The organism is Polaromonas sp., from assembly GCF_029945685.1.
Classification (GTDB): Bacteria; Pseudomonadota; Gammaproteobacteria; order Burkholderiales; family Burkholderiaceae_C; genus Polaromonas.
The window spans coordinates 32,107-49,999 of the sequence record NZ_JAQSDA010000014.1 but is presented as its reverse complement, the minus strand read 5'-3'; the positions used below and the strand labels follow the sequence as shown (position 1 = coordinate 49,999).

General features: G+C 61.4%; 14 protein-coding genes. All 14 read right to left on the bottom strand.

Annotated features, from left to right (window positions below; all coding sequences use genetic code 11):
* Window positions 1–63: 63 nt before the first annotated feature.
* The 14 genes from PSV26_RS10355 to aroB all read right to left on the bottom strand — a co-directional run bounded on the left by PSV26_RS10355 (window position 64) and on the right by aroB (window position 17,797).
* The gene (locus PSV26_RS10355) at window positions 64–993 is read right to left on the bottom strand and encodes an ABC transporter ATP-binding protein (RefSeq protein WP_300511832.1); all 930 of its coding nucleotides are present in this window, start codon (window positions 991–993) and stop codon (window positions 64–66) included.
* Window positions 994–1,103: 110 nt separating this feature from the next.
* Entirely contained in the window at window positions 1,104–1,388 is a 285-nt protein-coding gene (locus PSV26_RS10350) for an STAS domain-containing protein (protein ID WP_300511833.1), read from the bottom strand.
* A gap of 14 nt (window positions 1,389–1,402) precedes the next feature.
* Window positions 1,403–2,038 carry a phospholipid-binding protein MlaC gene (locus tag PSV26_RS10345; protein ID WP_300511834.1) on the bottom strand — a complete coding sequence of 212 codons (636 nt, stop codon included), beginning with the start codon at window positions 2,036–2,038 and terminating at the stop codon, window positions 1,403–1,405.
* 149 nt (window positions 2,039–2,187) lie between these two features.
* Window positions 2,188–2,934, bottom strand: a complete 747-nt coding sequence (locus PSV26_RS10340; RefSeq protein ID WP_300511835.1) for a VacJ family lipoprotein — start codon at window positions 2,932–2,934, stop codon at window positions 2,188–2,190.
* Complete coding sequence (gene mlaD, locus PSV26_RS10335) at window positions 2,931–3,437, bottom strand: outer membrane lipid asymmetry maintenance protein MlaD (RefSeq protein WP_300511836.1); 507 nt, start codon at window positions 3,435–3,437, stop codon at window positions 2,931–2,933. Before mlaD ends, PSV26_RS10340 begins: the two co-directional genes overlap by 4 nt.
* Before the next feature lie 10 nt (window positions 3,438–3,447).
* Window positions 3,448–4,227 carry a lipid asymmetry maintenance ABC transporter permease subunit MlaE gene (gene mlaE, locus PSV26_RS10330; RefSeq protein ID WP_300511837.1) on the bottom strand — a complete coding sequence of 260 codons (780 nt, stop codon included), beginning with the start codon at window positions 4,225–4,227 and terminating at the stop codon, window positions 3,448–3,450.
* Window positions 4,224–5,069: an ABC transporter ATP-binding protein gene (locus tag PSV26_RS10325; protein ID WP_300511838.1), complete on the bottom strand. Its 846-nt coding sequence runs from the start codon at window positions 5,067–5,069 to the stop codon at window positions 4,224–4,226. The genes mlaE and PSV26_RS10325 overlap by 4 nt, the downstream gene beginning before the upstream one ends.
* Window positions 5,070–5,446: 377 nt before the next feature.
* Window positions 5,447–6,925: a glutamate synthase subunit beta gene (locus PSV26_RS10320; RefSeq protein WP_300511839.1), complete on the bottom strand. Its 1,479-nt coding sequence runs from the start codon at window positions 6,923–6,925 to the stop codon at window positions 5,447–5,449.
* 33 nt (window positions 6,926–6,958) lie between these two features.
* Window positions 6,959–11,749 (bottom strand): glutamate synthase-related protein, encoded by a 4,791-nt coding sequence (locus tag PSV26_RS10315; RefSeq protein WP_300570372.1) that lies wholly within the window; start codon window positions 11,747–11,749, stop codon window positions 6,959–6,961.
* Between the two features lie 235 nt (window positions 11,750–11,984).
* A complete protein-coding gene (locus PSV26_RS10310; RefSeq protein ID WP_300570369.1) occupies window positions 11,985–12,683 on the bottom strand; it encodes a transposase in 699 nt (232 codons plus the stop codon).
* Window positions 12,684–12,767: 84 nt separating this feature from the next.
* Window positions 12,768–13,883 carry an ABC transporter substrate-binding protein gene (locus PSV26_RS10305; protein ID WP_300570505.1) on the bottom strand — a complete coding sequence of 372 codons (1,116 nt, stop codon included), beginning with the start codon at window positions 13,881–13,883 and terminating at the stop codon, window positions 12,768–12,770.
* 286 nt (window positions 13,884–14,169) lie between these two features.
* Complete coding sequence (locus PSV26_RS10300; RefSeq protein ID WP_300570367.1) at window positions 14,170–15,387, bottom strand: CynX/NimT family MFS transporter; 1,218 nt, start codon at window positions 15,385–15,387, stop codon at window positions 14,170–14,172.
* Window positions 15,384–16,598: a deoxyguanosinetriphosphate triphosphohydrolase gene (locus tag PSV26_RS10295; RefSeq protein WP_300570364.1), complete on the bottom strand. Its 1,215-nt coding sequence runs from the start codon at window positions 16,596–16,598 to the stop codon at window positions 15,384–15,386. Before PSV26_RS10295 ends, PSV26_RS10300 begins: the two co-directional genes overlap by 4 nt.
* A gap of 83 nt (window positions 16,599–16,681) precedes the next feature.
* Complete coding sequence (gene aroB, locus PSV26_RS10290) at window positions 16,682–17,797, bottom strand: 3-dehydroquinate synthase (protein ID WP_300570361.1); 1,116 nt, start codon at window positions 17,795–17,797, stop codon at window positions 16,682–16,684.
* Between the last annotated feature and the right edge of the window lie 96 nt (window positions 17,798–17,893).

Below are 17,893 nucleotides of genomic sequence, written 5' to 3'. Positions count from 1 at the left end.
GCCTGCAGCCCGGCAAAACCGGTTCTGCGGCCCCGGCTGGTAAAAACGGAATTCTTGCGCCTGTCATGCCGCCACCCCGATTTTCTCCGCCATCACTTCCAGGAAGACGTCTTCGAGGTCGGCCTTGCGGATTTCGACGTCTTCAGCGACCAGGCCGGCCTCACGGATGGCGCTGAGGTATTGCTCGATTTCATGCGCGTTGTGGGCCGGCAGCTGCACGATGCGACCGGTGATACGGGCCTTGTCGGCCAGCGCCTTGGGCAACTCGCTGTCGATCTTGAACCGCAGCACATTCGACGACGCGGACTTGAGCAGTTCGGAGGTCTGGGCCAGCGCCACCATGCGGCCCTGCTTGAGCATGGCAATCCGGCTGCACAGCGCCTCGGCCTCTTCAAGGTAGTGGGTCGTCAGCAGCACGGTGCTGCCCTGTTTGTTGAGCCGGGCGACAAATTGCCAGAGGGTCTGGCGCAACTCCACATCGACACCGGCGGTAGGTTCGTCCAGCACGATGACCTGCGGCTTGTGCACCAGCGCCTGCGCGACCAGCACGCGGCGCTTCATGCCGCCCGACAGCTGCCGCATGTTGGCGTCAGCCTTGTCGGCCAGCCCGAGACTGAGCAGCAATTCATCGATCCAGGCGTCGTTGTTTTTGACGCCGAAATAGCCGGACTGAATGCGCAAGGCCTCACGCACCGTGAAGAAAGGATCAAACACCAGCTCCTGCGGCACGATGCCGAGCTTGCGGCGGGCAGCGGCGTAGTCGGTCAACACATCGCTGCCATGCACCAGCACGCGGCCGCTGCTGGCCCGCGAAAGGCCCGCCAGGATGCTGATCAACGAGGTTTTACCGGCCCCGTTGGGCCCCAGCAGGCCGAAAAATTCGCCCTGCTGGATGTCAAAGCTGACATTGTCAAGTGCCCGGACGCCGGGACCAGTCTGGCTGCGTGTCGATGGGTAGATTTTGGAGACGGACTGAAATGAAATGGCGGGCATGAGCACTCTATTTTAAGGGCTGACGCCTGTTTCCTCTGGTCCGACCGCGCAAATGCCAGCCCGCCTTGCATCGAGCCAGGACTGTCTAACGAAAAACGCGGGGGCTGCGCTCAGGTCGTGGCAGCTGCGGATGGCGGAATCAACTCTGCAACGCCATACAACTCGGCCAGTTCCCGCAGGCGCGCAGGGGCGGCGCTGACCGAGAAGCGCCTGCCTGCCGCCAGGGCGTGGCGTCGACACTCCAGCAGGACCGCCAGAGCAGATGAGTCAAACTGCTGCAGTGCCCCGGCATCGGCCACCACCTCCGCGGGCCCGGCGGCAAACAGCTCGGGTTTCAGGCCGCGGGCAAAACCCGCAGCCACGGCATGGGTCAGGACAGGCGGAAGCGTCAACACGGCAGAATGCCCTTTCAGGACTTTTTCTCGCTGGCGTTCGACTTGTTGCGCTGGGACAGCGCGGAGATCAGTCCATCCACACCCTTGGCCGAAATTTCCTGCGCGAACTGGGTACGGTAGGTTTCCACCATCCAGATGCCAAGGACGTTCAGGTCATAGATTTTCCAGCCCGTGGGCGTTTTTTCCATGCGGTAATCGAGCTGGATCGGTTCACTGCGGCCTATCACCTCGGTGCGTACGATCACCTCATTGTCCGTCGGCGCGGCGCGCAGGGGTTTGACGCTGACAGTCTGGTCCTTGACCTGCGCCAGTGCCCCGGAGTAGGTACGAACCAGCAAGGTCTTGAACTCTTCCTGCAAACGCTTTTGCTGCTCGGGGGTAGCCTGGCGCCAGTTGCGGCCCACGGTCGCCGCCGTCATGCGCGTGAAATTCACATGGGGCATGACTTTGCCATCGACCAGGGCGATGATTTTTCCGGTGTCGCCGGACTGGATGGCCTTGTCTGCCTTGATGATGTCCAGCACTTCGGTGGAGGTGCGCTTGATCAGCGCGTCAGGGGCTTCGTCGGCCGCACTTGCAACAGGACCCGCAACCAGCAGAAACCCGGCAAGGCAGACCCCTGCGACGTGGCTAAAAATTCGACGGTTCATGGTTTTCTTTCGGTTCGGAATACAGGCCTGCCGGGCCGGGGCGGGCGCCCTTCTGGCACAACTGACAGACAAGTGCTTGATTTGACAGCGTTTTTCCGGCTTCGTTCAGTTGTTTTGAGTGAAGTTAAGGCACTGCGTGTAAGTGTTCTTTACTTGGCCGGTGCCGGCGCAGGTGTTTCGGGCAGGTCGTACCGCTCCTCAGTATCGCCGTTGCTGTCTATCACCACACCGCGGCGCTGCAGATAGGCGTCGCGTGTGAAACTGTATTTATCGAGCGCAGCCTGATCAAGCACCTCGCCGGCGCGCAACAGACTGGCGCGAAGGTCTACCGCGCGCAGGACGTACAGCGAATTGCGCACAGGCACATTGTCGATCTGCAACACCAGGTCGCCTTGGGCGTCGACCACACGTGCAGCCGCATCACGTACCGTGGAGGGGCCGAGCACCGGCAACACCAGGTAAGGGCCGGTCGCCATGCCCCAGTGACCCAGCGTCTTGCCGAAATCCTCGCTGTGACGTTCTATGCCCATGGGCGTGGCCCAGTCGAGCACGCCGCCCAGGCCAATCAGCGTGTTGACGCTGACACGCATGAAGCTGTCGACGGCCGCCTGCGGCTTGGCCTGGAGCACGTTGTTGACAAAAGACCAGACGTCCGACAGATTGCCGAAGAAGTTGTTGACACCCGTGCGCACCGGCGACGGTATCGTGTTCTGGTAAGCCTGCGCGACCGGCTTGACGATGGCTTCATCCAGACCGTCGTTGAAACGGGTCACGCTGCGATTGAAGGGCTCGAACGGGTCGCGCGGGTTGGGGCCGAGAGCACAGCCTTGAAGCAGCGCCAGCACCAGCAGACCGGCCCACAGGCCGCTCCATTTCATTGTGATTTGTGTTTTCATTTTTTTTCATTACTCCCTGCGGGCGGTGCAGTCACCGAGCCAGAGCTGCTGTCCGCCGCCTTGCTGTACAAAAACTGGCTGATGAGATTTTCCAGCACAACCGCCGATTGCGTGCTGGAGATGGTGTCGCCGGCCACCAGGCTCTTGTCGTCCGAACCCGCCTCGATGCCGATGTACTGTTCACCCAGCAAACCACTGGTCAGGATTTTCAGCGAACTGTCCTTGGGGAATTTGTAACGGCTTTCCATGGCCAGCGTGACACGCGCCTGGAAAGACTTGTCGTCAAACACCAGCGACTCCACGCGACCGACCACCACACCACCGCTACGGACTGCACCCTTGGGCTTGAGACCCCCGACGTTGTCAAATTTGGCCGTGATCCGGTAGGTGGACTGGAAACTCAGGTTCAGCAGATTGGCGGCCTGCAGTGCCAGAAACAGGATGGCCGCAGCGCCAATCATGACAAAAATACCCACCCACACATCATTTTTTGAGCGTTGCACAACACCCTCCTCAGGTAAACATCATCGCGGTCAGGATGAAATCCAGACCCAGAACCGACAGGGACGCCACGACCACCGTGCGCGTCGTGGCGCTGGCCACGCCTTCCGGCGTGGGTTGCGCCTCAAAACCCTGCAACAGGGCGATGAACGTGACAGTGAAGCCGAAAACAACACTCTTGATCACGCCGTTGCCCACATCTTTCCAGACATCGACGCCCCCTTGAATCTGGCTCCAGAAAGACCCCGCATCCACTCCGATCATGACCACGCCAACGGCCCACCCGCCGATCACGCCCATTGCGCTGAAAACGGCAGCCAACAGAGGCATCACAATCACGCCAGCCCAGAAACGCGGCGCCAGGATGCGCTGCACCGGGTCGACGGCCATCATCTCCATGACGCTGATCTGCTCACCGGCCTTCATGAGGCCGATTTCGGCGGTCAGCGAAGTACCGGCCCGTCCGGCGAACAACAATGCCGTCACCACTGGCCCGAGTTCCCGCACCAGGGTCAGCGTCACAAGCAACCCCAGCGCGTCCGAAGAGCCGAAACGCTGCAGCGTGTAATATCCCTGCAGACCGAACACAAAGCCGACGAACAGTCCGGACACCGCGATGATGACCAGCGAATAGTTGCCAAGAAAATGGATCTGGTCGCGCACCAGGCCAAAACGCCGAAAAGTCGAGGGCAGGGAAAGAAGAAGCCGGAAGAACAGGCGAGCGCCCAACCCTAGGTCAGCCAGTTTGCTGCGGGTGACATAGCCGACATCCGAAGGTTTGTACCAGCTCATGATGCGGCTCCTGACTGTCGGGCGACGGGCTTGGGATTGCCGCCAAAGTCCTCTTCAACCGACGGGCCGGGATAGTGGAACTGAACCGGGCCATCCGGCAGGGCATTGACATATTGGTACACCAGCGGATCGGTACTTTGCCGGACATGCTCGGGCGTGCCCTCCGTCGCAATTTTTCCGTTGGCCAGGATGATCACATGATCGGCAACGGCAAAGGTCTGCTCGAGCTCGTGCGAGACAAAAATGCTGGTCAGGCCCATGGCGTCGTTCAGGTGCCTGATCAGCCGCGCCGCCGTTCCCAGCGAAATCGGGTCCAGGCCTGAAAAAGGCTCGTCATACATCACCAGTTCCGGATCCAGCGCGATGGCGCGGGCCAGCGCGATACGCCGTGCCATGCCACCGGAAACCTCGCTGGGCATCAGATCTCGCGCGCCGCGCAGGCCCACCGCGTTGAGCTTCATGAGCACAATGTCGCGAATCAGGGCTTCCGGCAGGTCGGTGTGTTCGTGCAACGGGAATGCCACATTCTCGTAAACGCTCAAATCGGCAAACAGGGCACCGAACTGGAAAAGCATGCCCATGCGACGACGCGCCGCATAGATCTGCGCCTGATCCATCCGGGTGACATCCTGGCCATCGAACAGCAATTCGCCGGATTGGGCCCGAATCTGGCCGCCAATGAGCCGCAAAATTGTTGTTTTACCGCCGCCGGAAGCTCCCATCAATGCCGTCACCTTGCCGCGCGGAACCGACAGTGAAATGTCATCCAGAATCACACGCTCCCCGTAACCAAAGGTAAGGTGACGCAGTTCAACAAGGGAGGGATTGGAAGAGGGGGCCATAAAAAGACAAAAGCCGGTTATCCGGCTTATTGATCATAAGGGATTACTCTGACCCGCGCGTGCGTCAGGAATCGTTCATTTTTCACAGGAATCGCCCGAAAAGCATGCCAACTCAGCCCGCCAAACCGCTTTCGGGACGTGCGCCGGCAAAAAATGAACGGTCACCTCCGGTTTTTTGCGCAGTCAGTTGCTGCGAAGCCCAGTTTCGAAAGAGGTTTCCCGGCCATCGCAAGGGTTTTCCGTTTGCTACCGGTTGACCCCAAACAGACCGGAGACCGCAACCGTCCTTACTGCATGTTCAGCACACGCAACGCATCGCGGCCAGCACATCCGCCCCTGACTTGCAAATACTCGGTCTTTCTCGAGGACTACAGCTTTCAACGCGGCAAGTCGCTGAAACCCATCAGGAATTCGTCCACCGAACGGGCCACCTGGCGCCCCTCGCGAATGGCCCAAACCACCAGACTCTGGCCACGACGCATGTCGCCCGCCGCAAAGACCTTGGGAACATTGGTCACATAACCGCTGGTGAAATCGGTGGTCGCCTTCGCGTTACCGCGCGCGTCTTTCTCGATCCCAAAGGCGTCCAGCACCGGTGCAACCGGCGCTACAAACCCCATGGCCAGAAGCACCAGGTCGGCCTTCAGCAACTGCTCGGAGCCCGGTACCTCCTGCATCTTGCCGTCCTTCCACTCGACGCGCACCGTTTTGAGACCCGTGACCTTGCCCTTGTCGCCGATGAATTCCTTGGTGGAAATGGCAAACTCACGCTCACAGCCTTCTTCATGGCTGGAACTGGTGCGCAGCTTGATCGGCCAGTAGGGCCAGGTCATGGGTCGGTTTTCTTCTTCAGGGGGCTGCGGCAGCAGTTCGAACTGTGTGACGCTGGCCGCGCCATGGCGATTGCTGGTGCCGACACAATCCGAGCCGGTGTCACCGCCACCAATCACGATCACATGTTTGCCATCGGCGCGCAGTTGGTCCTTGACCTTGTCGCCGGCGTTGACCTTGTTCTGCTGCGGCAGGAATTCCATCGCAAAGTGGATGCCGGCGAGTTCGCGCCCTGGCACGGACAGGTCGCGCGACTGCTCGGCACCGCCGGACAGAATGATCGCGTCAAAATCCTTTTGCAGCTGCTCGGGCGTGATGGTTTCCTTGGCCCAGTTGGTGACTTTCGAGTCCTTTCCCAGCGCGTCCTTCGCCCGTCCGACCATGACACCGGTACGAAAGGTCACGCCTTCGGCCTGCATTTGCGTCACACGGCGATCGATATGGGTTTTCTCCATCTTGAAATCGGGTATGCCGTAACGCAGCAGGCCACCAATACGGTCGTTCTTCTCGAACAGCGTTACATCGTGGCCGGCCCGCGCCAGTTGCTGCGCCGCAGCCATGCCCGCCGGGCCCGACCCCACCACGGCCACCTTTTTCCCGGTCCTGTGCGCGGGGGGCTGGGGCAGGACCCAGCCCTCGGCCCAGGCGCGATCAATGATGGCGTGTTCAATGGATTTGATACCCACCGCGTCGTCGTTCACGTTGAGCGTGCAGGCCGCCTCGCAGGGTGCGGGGCAAATCCGGCCCGTGAATTCCGGAAAGTTATTGGTGCTGTGCAGGGTGTCAATCGCACTTTTCCAGTTGTTTCGAAACACCATGTCGTTGAAATCCGGAATGATGTTGTTGACCGGGCAGCCGCTGTTGCAAAACGGCGTGCCACAGTCCATGCAACGCGCGGCTTGCTTGTTGGCCTGCGCATCGTCGAGCCCGATCACAAACTCCTTGTAGTTTTTCAGCCGCTCGGGCACAGGCTTGTAGCCTTCCTCGATGCGCTCGTATTCCATGAAACCGGTGACTTTTCCCATGAGGCTACTCCAGATACTTCTTGTTGAGGCTGCTTAAGCTGCGGCTTTGGCGGCTTTCCCGCCTGCGGGCCTGGAAGGCGCCTTGGCAGGGACGGCTAACTTCCTTGCGGCCATTTCGCCGAGTGCCCGCTTGTATTCCAGCGGGAACACCTTGATGAACTTGCCGCGCGCTTCGGCCCAGTTGTCCAGCAACTCGCGGGCGCGCTTGCTGCCGGTCCAGCGGTTGTGGTCTTCAAGCAGTTTCTTCAGTTGCGCTTCATCGGTCTTGCCGCCGTGCCACAAGGCGTGGTCGGCGCCAGCTTCCTGCTGGGCAGCAGGCTGCACTTTTTCCAGCGACACCATGGCCGTGTTGCAGCGTTTGGCAAACTGGCCATCCTCGTCGTACACGTAAGCCACGCCACCGCTCATGCCGGCTGCGAAGTTGCGCCCGGTTTTTCCAAGCACCGCCACGGTGCCGCCGGTCATGTATTCGCAACCGTGATCGCCCGTTCCCTCGACGACCGCCGTGGCGCCCGACAGGCGCACCGCAAACCGTTCACCGGCCACGCCACTGAAAAAGGCCTCGCCGGTGGTGGCACCATAAAGCACGGTATTGCCGACGATGGTGTTCTTGACCGCGTCACCGCGAAAATCGATGCTGGGTCGCACCACAATGCGCCCACCAGACAGGCCCTTGCCGGTGTAGTCGTTGGCATCGCCGATCAGGTACATGGTGATGCCCTTGGCCAGGAAGGCGCCGAAGGACTGGCCGCCCGTGCCTTCGAGCTGGATACGCAAGGTATCGTCCGGCAGCCCCTCAGGGTGGCGCCGCGTCAGCTCGCCCGACAGCATGGCGCCGACGGTACGGTTGACGTTGCGGGCCACCTCGATGAACTGGACTTTTTCACCCTTTTCAAGAGCTGCTTTCGATTTCTCGATCAGGCGCACATCCAGCGCTTTTCCCAGAGCATGGTCCTGCTCCATGACATGTTTGCGCGGAACATCGGCCGGCACATTGGGCTGGTAGAACAGGCGCGAGAAGTCCAGCCCGTCGGCTTTCCAGTGCTCAATTCCCTTCTGGGTATCGAGCAGGTCGGCACGGCCAATCAGTTCGTCGAACTTGCGCACGCCGAGTTGCGCCATCAGCTGGCGCGCCTCTTCAGCGACAAAGAAGAAGTAGTTGACGACATGTTCGGGCTTGCCGCTGAATTTCTGGCGCAGCACCGGATCCTGCGTGGCAACGCCCACCGGGCAGGTGTTCAGGTGGCATTTGCGCATCATGATGCAGCCCTCGACCACCAGCGGCGCGGTCGCGAAACCGAACTCATCAGCGCCAAGCAAGGCGCCGATCACGACGTCGCGGCCGGTTTTCATCTGGCCGTCGGCCTGCACGCGGATGCGGCCGCGCAGGCGGTTCAGCACCAGGGTCTGCTGGGTTTCGGCCAGCCCGATTTCCCAAGGGGATCCCGCATGCTTGATGGACGACCAGGGCGAGGCTCCAGTGCCGCCGTCATGGCCGGCGATCACCACGTGGTCGGACTTGGCTTTGGCCACACCGGCCGCAATCGTGCCGACCCCGACTTCACTGACCAGCTTGACGCTGATGCTGGCACGCGGATTGACGTTTTTCAGGTCATGAATCAGTTGTGCCAGATCCTCGATGGAGTAAATATCGTGGTGCGGCGGCGGCGAGATCAGGCCGACGCCTGGCACGGAATAACGGAGCTGGCCGATGTACTCGCTGACCTTGCCGCCGGGCAACTGGCCGCCTTCGCCGGGCTTGGCGCCCTGCGCCATCTTGATCTGGATCTGGTCGGCCGACACCAGGTATTCCGCGGTGACGCCGAAACGACCCGAGGCCACCTGCTTGATGCGCGAACGCAGCGAATCCCCGTCCTGCAAAGGCAGGTCAACCTCCACCACACTCTCGCCAATCACGCTCTTGAGTGTCTCGCCTTTTCTGATCGGGATGCCCTTGAGCTCCTGACGATAACGGTTCGGATCTTCGCCGCCCTCGCCCGTGTTGCTCTTGCCGCCGATGCGGTTCATGGCCACAGCGAGCGTGGCATGAGCCTCGGTGCTGATGGAGCCGAGCGACATCGCGCCGGTGGCGAAGCGCTTGACGATTTCCTTGGCCGACTCGACTTCCTCGATAGGGATGGCTTTGGACGGATCAATGCGGAATTCGAACAGGCCCCGCAGCGTCATGTGGCGGCGGTTCTGATCGTTGATCAGCTGGGCGTATTCCTTGTAGGTGCTCCAGTTGTTGGAGCGTGTCGAATGCTGCAGCTTGGCAATAGCGTCGGGTGTCCACATATGATCCTCACCGCGTACGCGCCAGGCGTATTCACCGCCGGCGTCCAGCATATCGGCCAGCACCGGGTCGTTGCCGAAGGCGGCCTTGTGCATGCGCAGCGCTTCTTCGGCGATTTCAAACACGCCCATGCCTTCAACCTGGCTGGCGGTGCCGGTAAAGAACTTGTCGATGGTCACGCGATTCAGGCCAATAGCCTCGAACAGCTGGGCACCGCAGTAGCTCATGTAGGTGGACACACCCATCTTCGACATGATCTTGGACAGGCCCTTGCCGACCGCCTTGGTGTAGTTGTAGATCGCCTTGTCTGCACTGAGGTCCCCAGGCAGATCCCTGGCGAGTTCGGCCAGTGTTTCCATGGCCAGGTAGGGGTGCACGGCTTCCGCGCCGTAACCGGCCAGCACGGCAAAATGATGGACCTCGCGGGCCGAGCCGGTTTCCACCACCAGGCCTGCGGTCGTGCGCAGGCCTTCCTTGACCAGGTGCTGATGAATGGCCGACAACGCCAGCAGGGCCGGGATCGCGACCTGGGTCGGGCTGATGGCGCGGTCGCTGACGATCAGGATGTTTTTGCCGCTCTTGATCGCGTCGACCGCTTCCGCACACAGCGAGGCAAGCTTGGCTTCAACCCCTTCGTGTCCCCATGCAAGCGGATACGTGATGTCCAGCGTATAACTTCTGAATTTCCCCTGGGTGTGGGTTTCGATGTCGCGCAGCTTTTTCATGTCGGCGACATTGAGGACAGGCTGGCCAACCTCCAGCCGCATCGGCGGGTTGACCTGGTTGATATCGAGCAGGTTGGGCTTGGGGCCCACAAAGGACACCAGCGACATCACAATCGCCTCACGGATCGGGTCGATGGGCGGGTTGGTGACCTGCGCGAACAGCTGCTTGAAGTAGTTGTAGAGCGGCTTGTTCTTGTTGGACAGCACGGCGAGCGGGCTGTCATTGCCCATCGAGCCTGTGCCTTCCTCACCGTTGACCGCCATGGGTGACATCAGGAACTTGATGTCCTCCTGGGTGTATCCGAAGGCCTGCTGGCGATCCAGCAGGGAGTGCGACTCGGTCAGGCCGGAGCTCGACGCCGAGGTCGCGCTCGCTTCGTCGGAACCCATCTTCAGGCCGTCCGTCGGCGCAGGCACCGTCGTCGCCTGCACATCGTCGAGCCGGATACGCAGGTTTTCAATCCATTGTTTGTAGGGCTTGCTGTGGGCCAGCGTGGCCTTGATCTCCTCGTCGTCGATCATGCGGCCCTGTTCCAGATCGATCAGGAACATCTTGCCGGGTTGCAGACGCCATTTCCGCACGATCTTGTTCTCGGGGATCGGCAATACGCCGGACTCGGAAGCCATGATGACCAGGTCGTCGTCGGTCACGCAATAGCGGGACGGACGCAAGCCATTGCGGTCCAGCGTCGCGCCGATCTGGCGGCCGTCAGTGAACACGATGGATGCCGGGCCGTCCCAGGGCTCCAGCATGGCGGCGTGGTACTCATAAAAGGCCTTGCGGCGCTCGTCCATGGTGGTGTGCTGCTCCCAGGGCTCAGGGATCATCATCATCACGGCCTGGCTGATCGGGTAGCCGGCCATGGTCAGCAACTCGAGACAGTTGTCGAAGGTGGCGGTATCGGACTGGTCGGAAAAGCTGATCGGGTAAAGCTTTTGCAGGTCGGCGCCCAGCACCGGCGAGGACATCACGCCTTCGCGCGCCTTCATCCAGTTGTAGTTGCCCTTGACGGTGTTGATCTCTCCATTGTGGGCAACATAACGGTAAGGGTGGGCCAGCGGCCACTCGGGAAAGGTGTTGGTGGAAAAGCGCTGGTGCACCAGGCCCAGCGCGGAAACGCAACGCGGATCCTGCAGGTCCAGGTAATAGGTGCCCACCTGGTCGGCCAGCAACAGGCCCTTGTAGACCACAGTGCGGCTGGACATGCTCGGGACGTAATACTCCTTGCTGTGGGTGAGTTTCAGGCGCTGGATCGCCGCACTGGCGGTCTTGCGGATCACGTAGAGCTTGCGCTCCAGGGCATCCTGCACGATCACATCGTTGCCGCGCCCAATGAAAATCTGGCGCAGGATGGGCTCTTTCTCGCGCACCGTCGGCGACATCGGCATCTCGCGATTGACCGGGACGTCGCGCCAGCCCAGCAACACCTGACCCTCCATGCGCACGGCACGCTCGAGTGCCTGTTCGCAGGCCAGACGCGAGGCATGCTCTTTGGGCAGGAACACCATGCCCACGCCGTACTCGCCCGGAGGCGGAAGATGGACACCCTGCCTGGCCATCTCCTCACGGTAAAGTGCATCCGGCAACTGGATCAGGATGCCGGCGCCGTCACCCATCAGTTTGTCAGCACCCACTGCGCCCCGATGATCCAGGTTCTCGAGGATCTTCAGGCCCTGCTGCACGATGGCATGGCTTTTGTGACCCTTGATGTGGGCCACAAAACCAACGCCGCAGGCGTCATGCTCATGGGCCGGGCTGTAAAGGCCGTTTTGTTCAAAATGCTTGATTTCGGCAGCCGTGGTCATGGCTTACTCCTGGGTCGGTAGGGAGAACTGCATCGGCGTGCATGGAACACGCCGGCCTGTCCTGCCAAGTTTCGTAATGGGTCGCGAGGAAAGAGAGAATAGTGCAGTGCAACAACAATGCCAAGCAAAACAATTAGGGTCAGATCCTAATTTATTAAAGTCGACCAGTTTTTAATTTTAATTGGGGACAGATAATAATCGGGACTCAATGCCCGGTGAAACTTCTCACTGCCGATCAGACGATTCGCGGCTTCCGTGGCGGACGCCCAACCCGCGTTTGGACAAGCCGGCGGTCCGTGCGTTTTTGCAGGTCCGCCAGGAAATCAACGTCCCCCAAGGCCCATCCCCCCAGCGCCGACTCCGTCAGCGCAACCCGTTGACCGTCGGACACCCCGATGCGCACCATCTCGGCGTATGCCGCTTCCCGGGCAAAAGGTGTGTTTCTCAAAGCCCAGAACAGGGGATGAGGCGTTATCAGTCTGTCGCTGCGCAGTCCGATGTAGTGGCCGTGGCTGGACCAGGGGTAATCGCGCGCCTCGGCGACCAACCCTGCCCGCACCGGATTGAGATCAATGTAGGCCATGCAGGCCAGCAGATAGGGTTCAGTCTGGATCGGCGTGGAACGGTAACGCCCCTCCCAAAGGGTGCCCGACCGCCCCTGGCTGTCGTTGAAATACCGCACATAGCGCCTGCCCACCGCCTGCATCATGCGTGGCAGGGAATCGGCCGATTCCGGCGTGACCAGCAAATGAAAGTGATTGCTCATCAGTACGTAGGCGTGCACGGCAATGCCTGATTTCCTGGCGTGTTCCTCGACCAGATCCAGCAGCGTCTGGTAGTCAGCTGGACACGCAAAAATGGCCTGCCGGTTGTTGCCGCGCAGAATGACGTGGTGCGGATAGCCCGGAAGGCTCAAGCGGGGAAGGCGGGCCATGACAATATGCACTGGAGTAGAGGGCCATCATAGGGGAACCCGCCTCCGCCTCGCGCCAAGCACCTGCGAAAATTGAGCGCTGCGTCAGCGGACCACTTTGCCGTCCGGGGTGATGGTCACCAGATCCACGAGGCGGACTGACTCGTATTTTTTGGCTCGAAGATTGACGCGAAAGCCGCCGGCGTCATAGTCGGTCATGGATTCAAAAGCCTTCTGGAGCCCGGCGCGATCGGCTTTTCCACCCCCTGCTACGCTGCGCCGCACGCCCTCTGCAAAAGTGCGAGCCGCGATATATCCTTCGACACTCTCGTAACTCGGGGTCTGGTCAGTCAGGTTCAGGACGTCCAGGTACTCCTTGATGATGGGGGTTCCCGCGCTACGCGGCGAGGGTACAACTTGCGAGATGACCACGCCGCCGATCTCCTTGCCCAGCGCCGTGAACAGCGGATCGATCCCGACCACCGAGAAGTTCAGAAACTGGCCGGCGAAGCCGGTTTTGCGCATGGCGCGGATAAAGGCCGCCGAAGTGTTGAACAGGCTGACCTGAATGATGGCCTGAGGCTGGGCCTTCGCCAGCAAGGCAACTGCTGGCCCGACCTTGTCGCTGTTGACCGGTGCGAAGGCATTTGCCACAAGAGGCGGGCGCTTCAGATCAATCAGCGCCTGGTTCACAGCTGCCAACCCCGCACGGCCCATGGCGTCGTCCTCGGCAAAAACGGCGATGCGGTCCTGGCTCAGCGTCGCGCAATGGCGCACCATCTTGTAAGCCTCGTCAGCCAGGGCCGGACGGATATGAAACGCATTGCTGAGCGCGGATTCGCGCAGGGCGTCCGATGCAGCGAACGGGGCAAAAAACAGGGTGTTGGCCGGCTTGGCGACGGCAAAAGCGGCATCGCAGCTGGCTGTCCCTACAAAACCGAACAAGGCATCAACATCCTCATCAATCAGCTGCTTGGCGTTACTGGCTGCCTTGAGCGGGTTATAGCCATCATCGAGCGTCTTGACTTCTATCCGATAGCCTGCCGCACCGTTTTTGGCATTGATCGCATCAAAGTAGAGCTTTGCACCATTGAGATAGGCCAGCCCGATCTGATCGGCCGCGCCCGTCAAGGGTACCGATTGGCCAATCACCAGTTTGCGGCCATTCTTGCCTGTCTGCGAATGCACCAGCGGGGCAAAAGTCGCCACGCCAGCTGCCATTCCGCCCATCACCAGCGCACGTCGATTGAGTCTCATGCAATACCTTATGAAATGTCACTATGCCGAGCACAATGAATGCCTGAACGCAGGCAAACAGTCCAGACGTTCTTTTCGTAACAAATTGGACTCCCGCAGGGTAGTCGTTCGGGATGGAAAAAAACGGTGTGAAGATGCCAACACGTCATAAGGCTATGCAAGAGCGACCCCACGGCCATGGGTAAACCCGGCCATGGCGCATGGCATCCCGCTCGCGGGGCCCTGCCCGGGGTTGCCGACGCCGAAGAGGCTAGGGTTCGCGTTTCAACAGGCAGTGAATCTGCCAGGCCAGCCCCGTACCGGCCAGCGCGCAGGCACCAGTCACCGTCCAGGTCAGCTGCCAGTTTCCCACCAGACCCGCCACCCAAGCGACCAGCGGCGGTCCACAGAACTGGCCAAAGGACGACCACTGTTGCATCCAGCCCACCGTGGTGGGTACGGTGGCCGCGCTTGGCGCCAGACGAACCGCGAGGCTGAACAGCGTCCCCGGTATCAAGCCCCCCAGCATCGAAAAGACCAACACCGCCCCATACCGGAGCCAGGGGTTGGCATCCGCCCCAAAGGCGACCCAGGCCCCCCCGCCCATCGCGCCAAACCCGGCCACCAGCAAGGCAAGCGGAGGTACACGCCGGTGCAGCAAGCGGCCAGCCGCCAGGTTGCCGATGATGTTGACGGCCGCAGCCAGCGCGGTGAGCCAGGCGGTGAGGCTGGGAGCCAGCCCGGCCTGAGCGTAAATCGACGGCAAAAATCCGACGACCGCCAGCCATTGCCCCGAATACATGGAAAAACACAAGGCCACCAGCCAGACTCCGCGTGACCGCAACGTCAGGCGCAGGAGGCCAGGGCCGACGGGGGAATGCCGCGTCACGGGCGATGAGGTCCGCGATGGCGCCATCCCCCGGGACAGGTCCGCAGGGACACTGCGACAAACCCATGCGGCCAGTAAAACAGACAACGCTGAAAGCAGCCACCACCAGACTCGCCACCCCCAGGCGACATCGGCCTGGGCCATCACCCACGGCCCCAGCAGCATGGCCAGTGCTGCGCCCAGCGGCATGTAAGCCCCCCACGCACCGAGCGTGCGGCTCAGACGCCCAGGCGGGACGAGAGCGCGCAACAACCCCGGCGCGGGTAACACCACACACAGAAACCCCAGCCCCTCAAAAACGCGACTTGCAAGCAGCCCGGTCGCGCCCTGCGCCGCACCGCCGAGAGCGCTGGCCAGACTCAGCAACAGCAAGCCGGCGAGCATGCTGCGCCGCGGACCGTAGCGTTGAATCAGCAATCCCGCGGGCAAACCCAGTGTCATCCCGGCGAGCTGAAACAGCGCCAGCAAAAAGCCTGCCTGCACCAGGGACACACCCAACACCTGCTGCAGCGCTGGCAACGCCGGCGGCAGCTTGCCCACGTGCAGCGCCGCCACCACGCCGGCGGCGATCACCAGACTGGCAGGGTGAACGGCCTTCAAGCAGGAAACACCGAGCGACCCTCCAGCCGCTCGTGTTCCTTGGCGGCGAACCGGTCTGTCATGCCGGCAATGTAGTCGGCCACCACGCGTTCGGGCCGGGCCTGGTATCTCGCACTGCCGGACGGACTGCTGTCCAGTTGATCAAACCGGTCGCTGTGTGCCCGTGGCATCTGCGCCGGATCGGCCATGTATGCGGCAAACAGGTCGCGCACCACCTGCTGGGCCGTCTGTGTGGTCTCGACCACCTGCGGATGACGGTATAAATTTTGCAGCAGGAACCGCTTGAGGGACGAGGACTTCAGGGCCATTTCATCACTGAAGCAGACCAGTGGCGGGTGCTGACGGACGGCCTGCACATCGGACGGCATCGCAGTCCGCAAGGCGGCGCCAGTGGCATCCATCACGTCGTAAACCTGGGCACTGAGCATGCGGCGTATGGTTTCAAACAACAGTCGCCGTCCTTGCAAACCTGGATGGCTGGCGAGTGTTTCCCGGTGGTACGCCTCAAACAAGTCAACCTCCTTGAGCTGCTCCAGGCTGAGCCGGCCGGAGCGCACGCCATCGTCAATGTCATGGGCGTTGTAGGCGATCTCATCGGCGAGATTGGCGAGCTGGGCCTCGAGGCTGGGTTGCTGCGCGTGCGGCCCCGCGCCGGAGGGCGCCAGGAAGCGTTGCGCCACGCCACCAGGCTCGCGCCCTTCAATCCGACGGGCGTTGCGGCGGGAGCAATGCTTGAGGATGCCTTCCCGGGTTTCAAAAGACAGGTTCAGCCCGTCGTAATCCGGGTAACGCTCCTCGAGCGTATCCACCACGCGCAGGCTTTGCAGGTTGTGCTCGAAGCCGGCGCTGTCCGGATTGTGGCTTTTCAGGCAGATGTTGAGCGCGTCCTGACCGGCGTGGCCAAACGGCGTGTGACCGAGATCGTGAGCCAGTGCAATGGCTTCGACAAGGTCTTCGTTCAAATGCAACGTGCGGGCAATGGAACGGCCAAGCTGTGCAACTTCGAGCGAATGCGTCAGGCGCGTGCGGAACAAATCGCCTTCATGGTTCAAAAACACCTGGGTCTTGTAAACCAGGCGGCGAAATGCCGTGGAATGCACAATCCGGTCGCGGTCGCGCTGGAAGGCCGAACGGGTCGGCGCAGCGGGCTCGGGGTAGCGACGGCCGCGCGACTGGGCCGGGTCGCAGGCGTAGGGAGCCAGCGCAGTCATGAATCAGAATCCAATCGGGCATGCGCCCTTTCAATACCTGCGCAAACAGCTATCATTTTAATAGCAATCGAATGCAAAAGCATTCATCCGCAGCACGCGTCGATCACCTCGCGCACCAGTGCATCCGGCGCACTGCGCACAGAGGCGTGGCCCGGGCCATTGATCACGACAAATCTGATTTCACCGGCTTCTGCCTTTTTATCCACGCGCATCAGTTCCAGATAACGTCCCGCGTTGTCGGTGTCAGACAGGCTCGGACCCACCACCGGTAGCCCGGCGCGCTGGACAAGCGCTCGCAGGCGGTCGACAAACGCTCCATCGACGAGACCCAGCCTTTGCGACAAGCTGGCGGCCATCACCATGCCGCAGCCCACGCCCTCGCCATGCAACCATTGGCCGTAACCCAGCCCCGACTCAATCGCATGCCCGAAGGTGTGCCCGAAATTCAGGATGGCGCGCAACCCCGCTTCACGTTCATCCTGGCCCACCACCGCGGCCTTGATCTCGCAGCTGCGCCGCACAGCGTGTGCCAGCGCCGCCGGTTCACGCGCGAGCAGGGCCTCGATGTTCGCCTCTATCCAGTCCAGAAAGGCCATGTCGGCAATCGGCCCGTACTTGATGATCTCCGCAAGCCCGGCGCTCAACTCGCGCGTCGGCAGGGTCTGGAGCGCGTCCAGGTCGCAGATCACACGCTCCGGCTGGTAAAACGCGCCCACCATGTTTTTGCCCAGCGGGTGATTGATGGCCGTTTTCCCACCAACCGAAGAATCCACCTGCGCCAGCAAGGTGGTGGGTACCTGCACAAACGACACACCGCGCATATAGCAAGCTGCCGCAAATCCCGTCATGTCACCCACCACGCCACCGCCCAGCGCAAAAAGCACGGTCTTGCGATCACAGCCGTTGGCCAGCAGGGCGTCGAAAATCAGTTGCAGGGTGGGCCAGTCCTTGTGTGCCTCCCCGTCGGGAAGAATCACCTGCAACACCTTTTTGTAATGCCCCCGCAGTGCCAGCTGCAGGGACTGGGCATACAGAGGGGCCACCGTGTCATTCGACACAATCAGAGCGGTGCTTGCGCTCGGCAGATTCAGGTAAGTACCAGGATCACCCAGCAGGCCGGCACCAATGGTAATGGGGTAGCTGCGCTCGCCCAGGTCAATGAAAACCTGCTGCGTCGTCAGGAGGGAGTTTGAAGCCATGACACAAGTGTAGAGGCTCTGCCGGCCCGCAAGGGAGTCCGTGGCCCGCGTCACGACGCTCCGCGCGGCCGTACCGTGTTGAGTCGCGCTGACCTC

Bases quoted from the DNA above. Each gene is read 5' to 3' on its own strand.
- PSV26_RS10355 (WP_300511832.1), bottom strand. From the start codon at position 993: ATGCCCGCCATTTCATTTCAGTCCGTCTCCAAAATCTACCCATCGACA.
- PSV26_RS10345 (WP_300511834.1), bottom strand. From the start codon at position 2,038: ATGAACCGTCGAATTTTTAGCCACGTCGCAGGGGTCTGCCTTGCCGGG.
- PSV26_RS10340 (WP_300511835.1), bottom strand. From the start codon at position 2,934: ATGAAAACACAAATCACAATGAAATGGAGCGGCCTGTGGGCCGGTCTG.
- mlaE (WP_300511837.1), bottom strand. From the start codon at position 4,227: ATGAGCTGGTACAAACCTTCGGATGTCGGCTATGTCACCCGCAGCAAA.
- PSV26_RS10325 (WP_300511838.1), bottom strand. From the start codon at position 5,069: ATGGCCCCCTCTTCCAATCCCTCCCTTGTTGAACTGCGTCACCTTACC.
- PSV26_RS10320 (WP_300511839.1), bottom strand. From the start codon at position 6,925: ATGGGAAAAGTCACCGGTTTCATGGAATACGAGCGCATCGAGGAAGGC.
- PSV26_RS10315 (WP_300570372.1), bottom strand. From the start codon at position 11,749: ATGACCACGGCTGCCGAAATCAAGCATTTTGAACAAAACGGCCTTTAC.
- PSV26_RS10310 (WP_300570369.1), bottom strand. From the start codon at position 12,683: ATGGCCCGCCTTCCCCGCTTGAGCCTTCCGGGCTATCCGCACCACGTC.
- PSV26_RS10305 (WP_300570505.1), bottom strand. From the start codon at position 13,883: ATGGCAGCTGGCGTGGCGACTTTTGCCCCGCTGGTGCATTCGCAGACA.
- PSV26_RS10295 (WP_300570364.1), bottom strand. From the start codon at position 16,598: ATGACTGCGCTGGCTCCCTACGCCTGCGACCCGGCCCAGTCGCGCGGC.
- aroB (WP_300570361.1), bottom strand. From the start codon at position 17,797: ATGGCTTCAAACTCCCTCCTGACGACGCAGCAGGTTTTCATTGACCTG.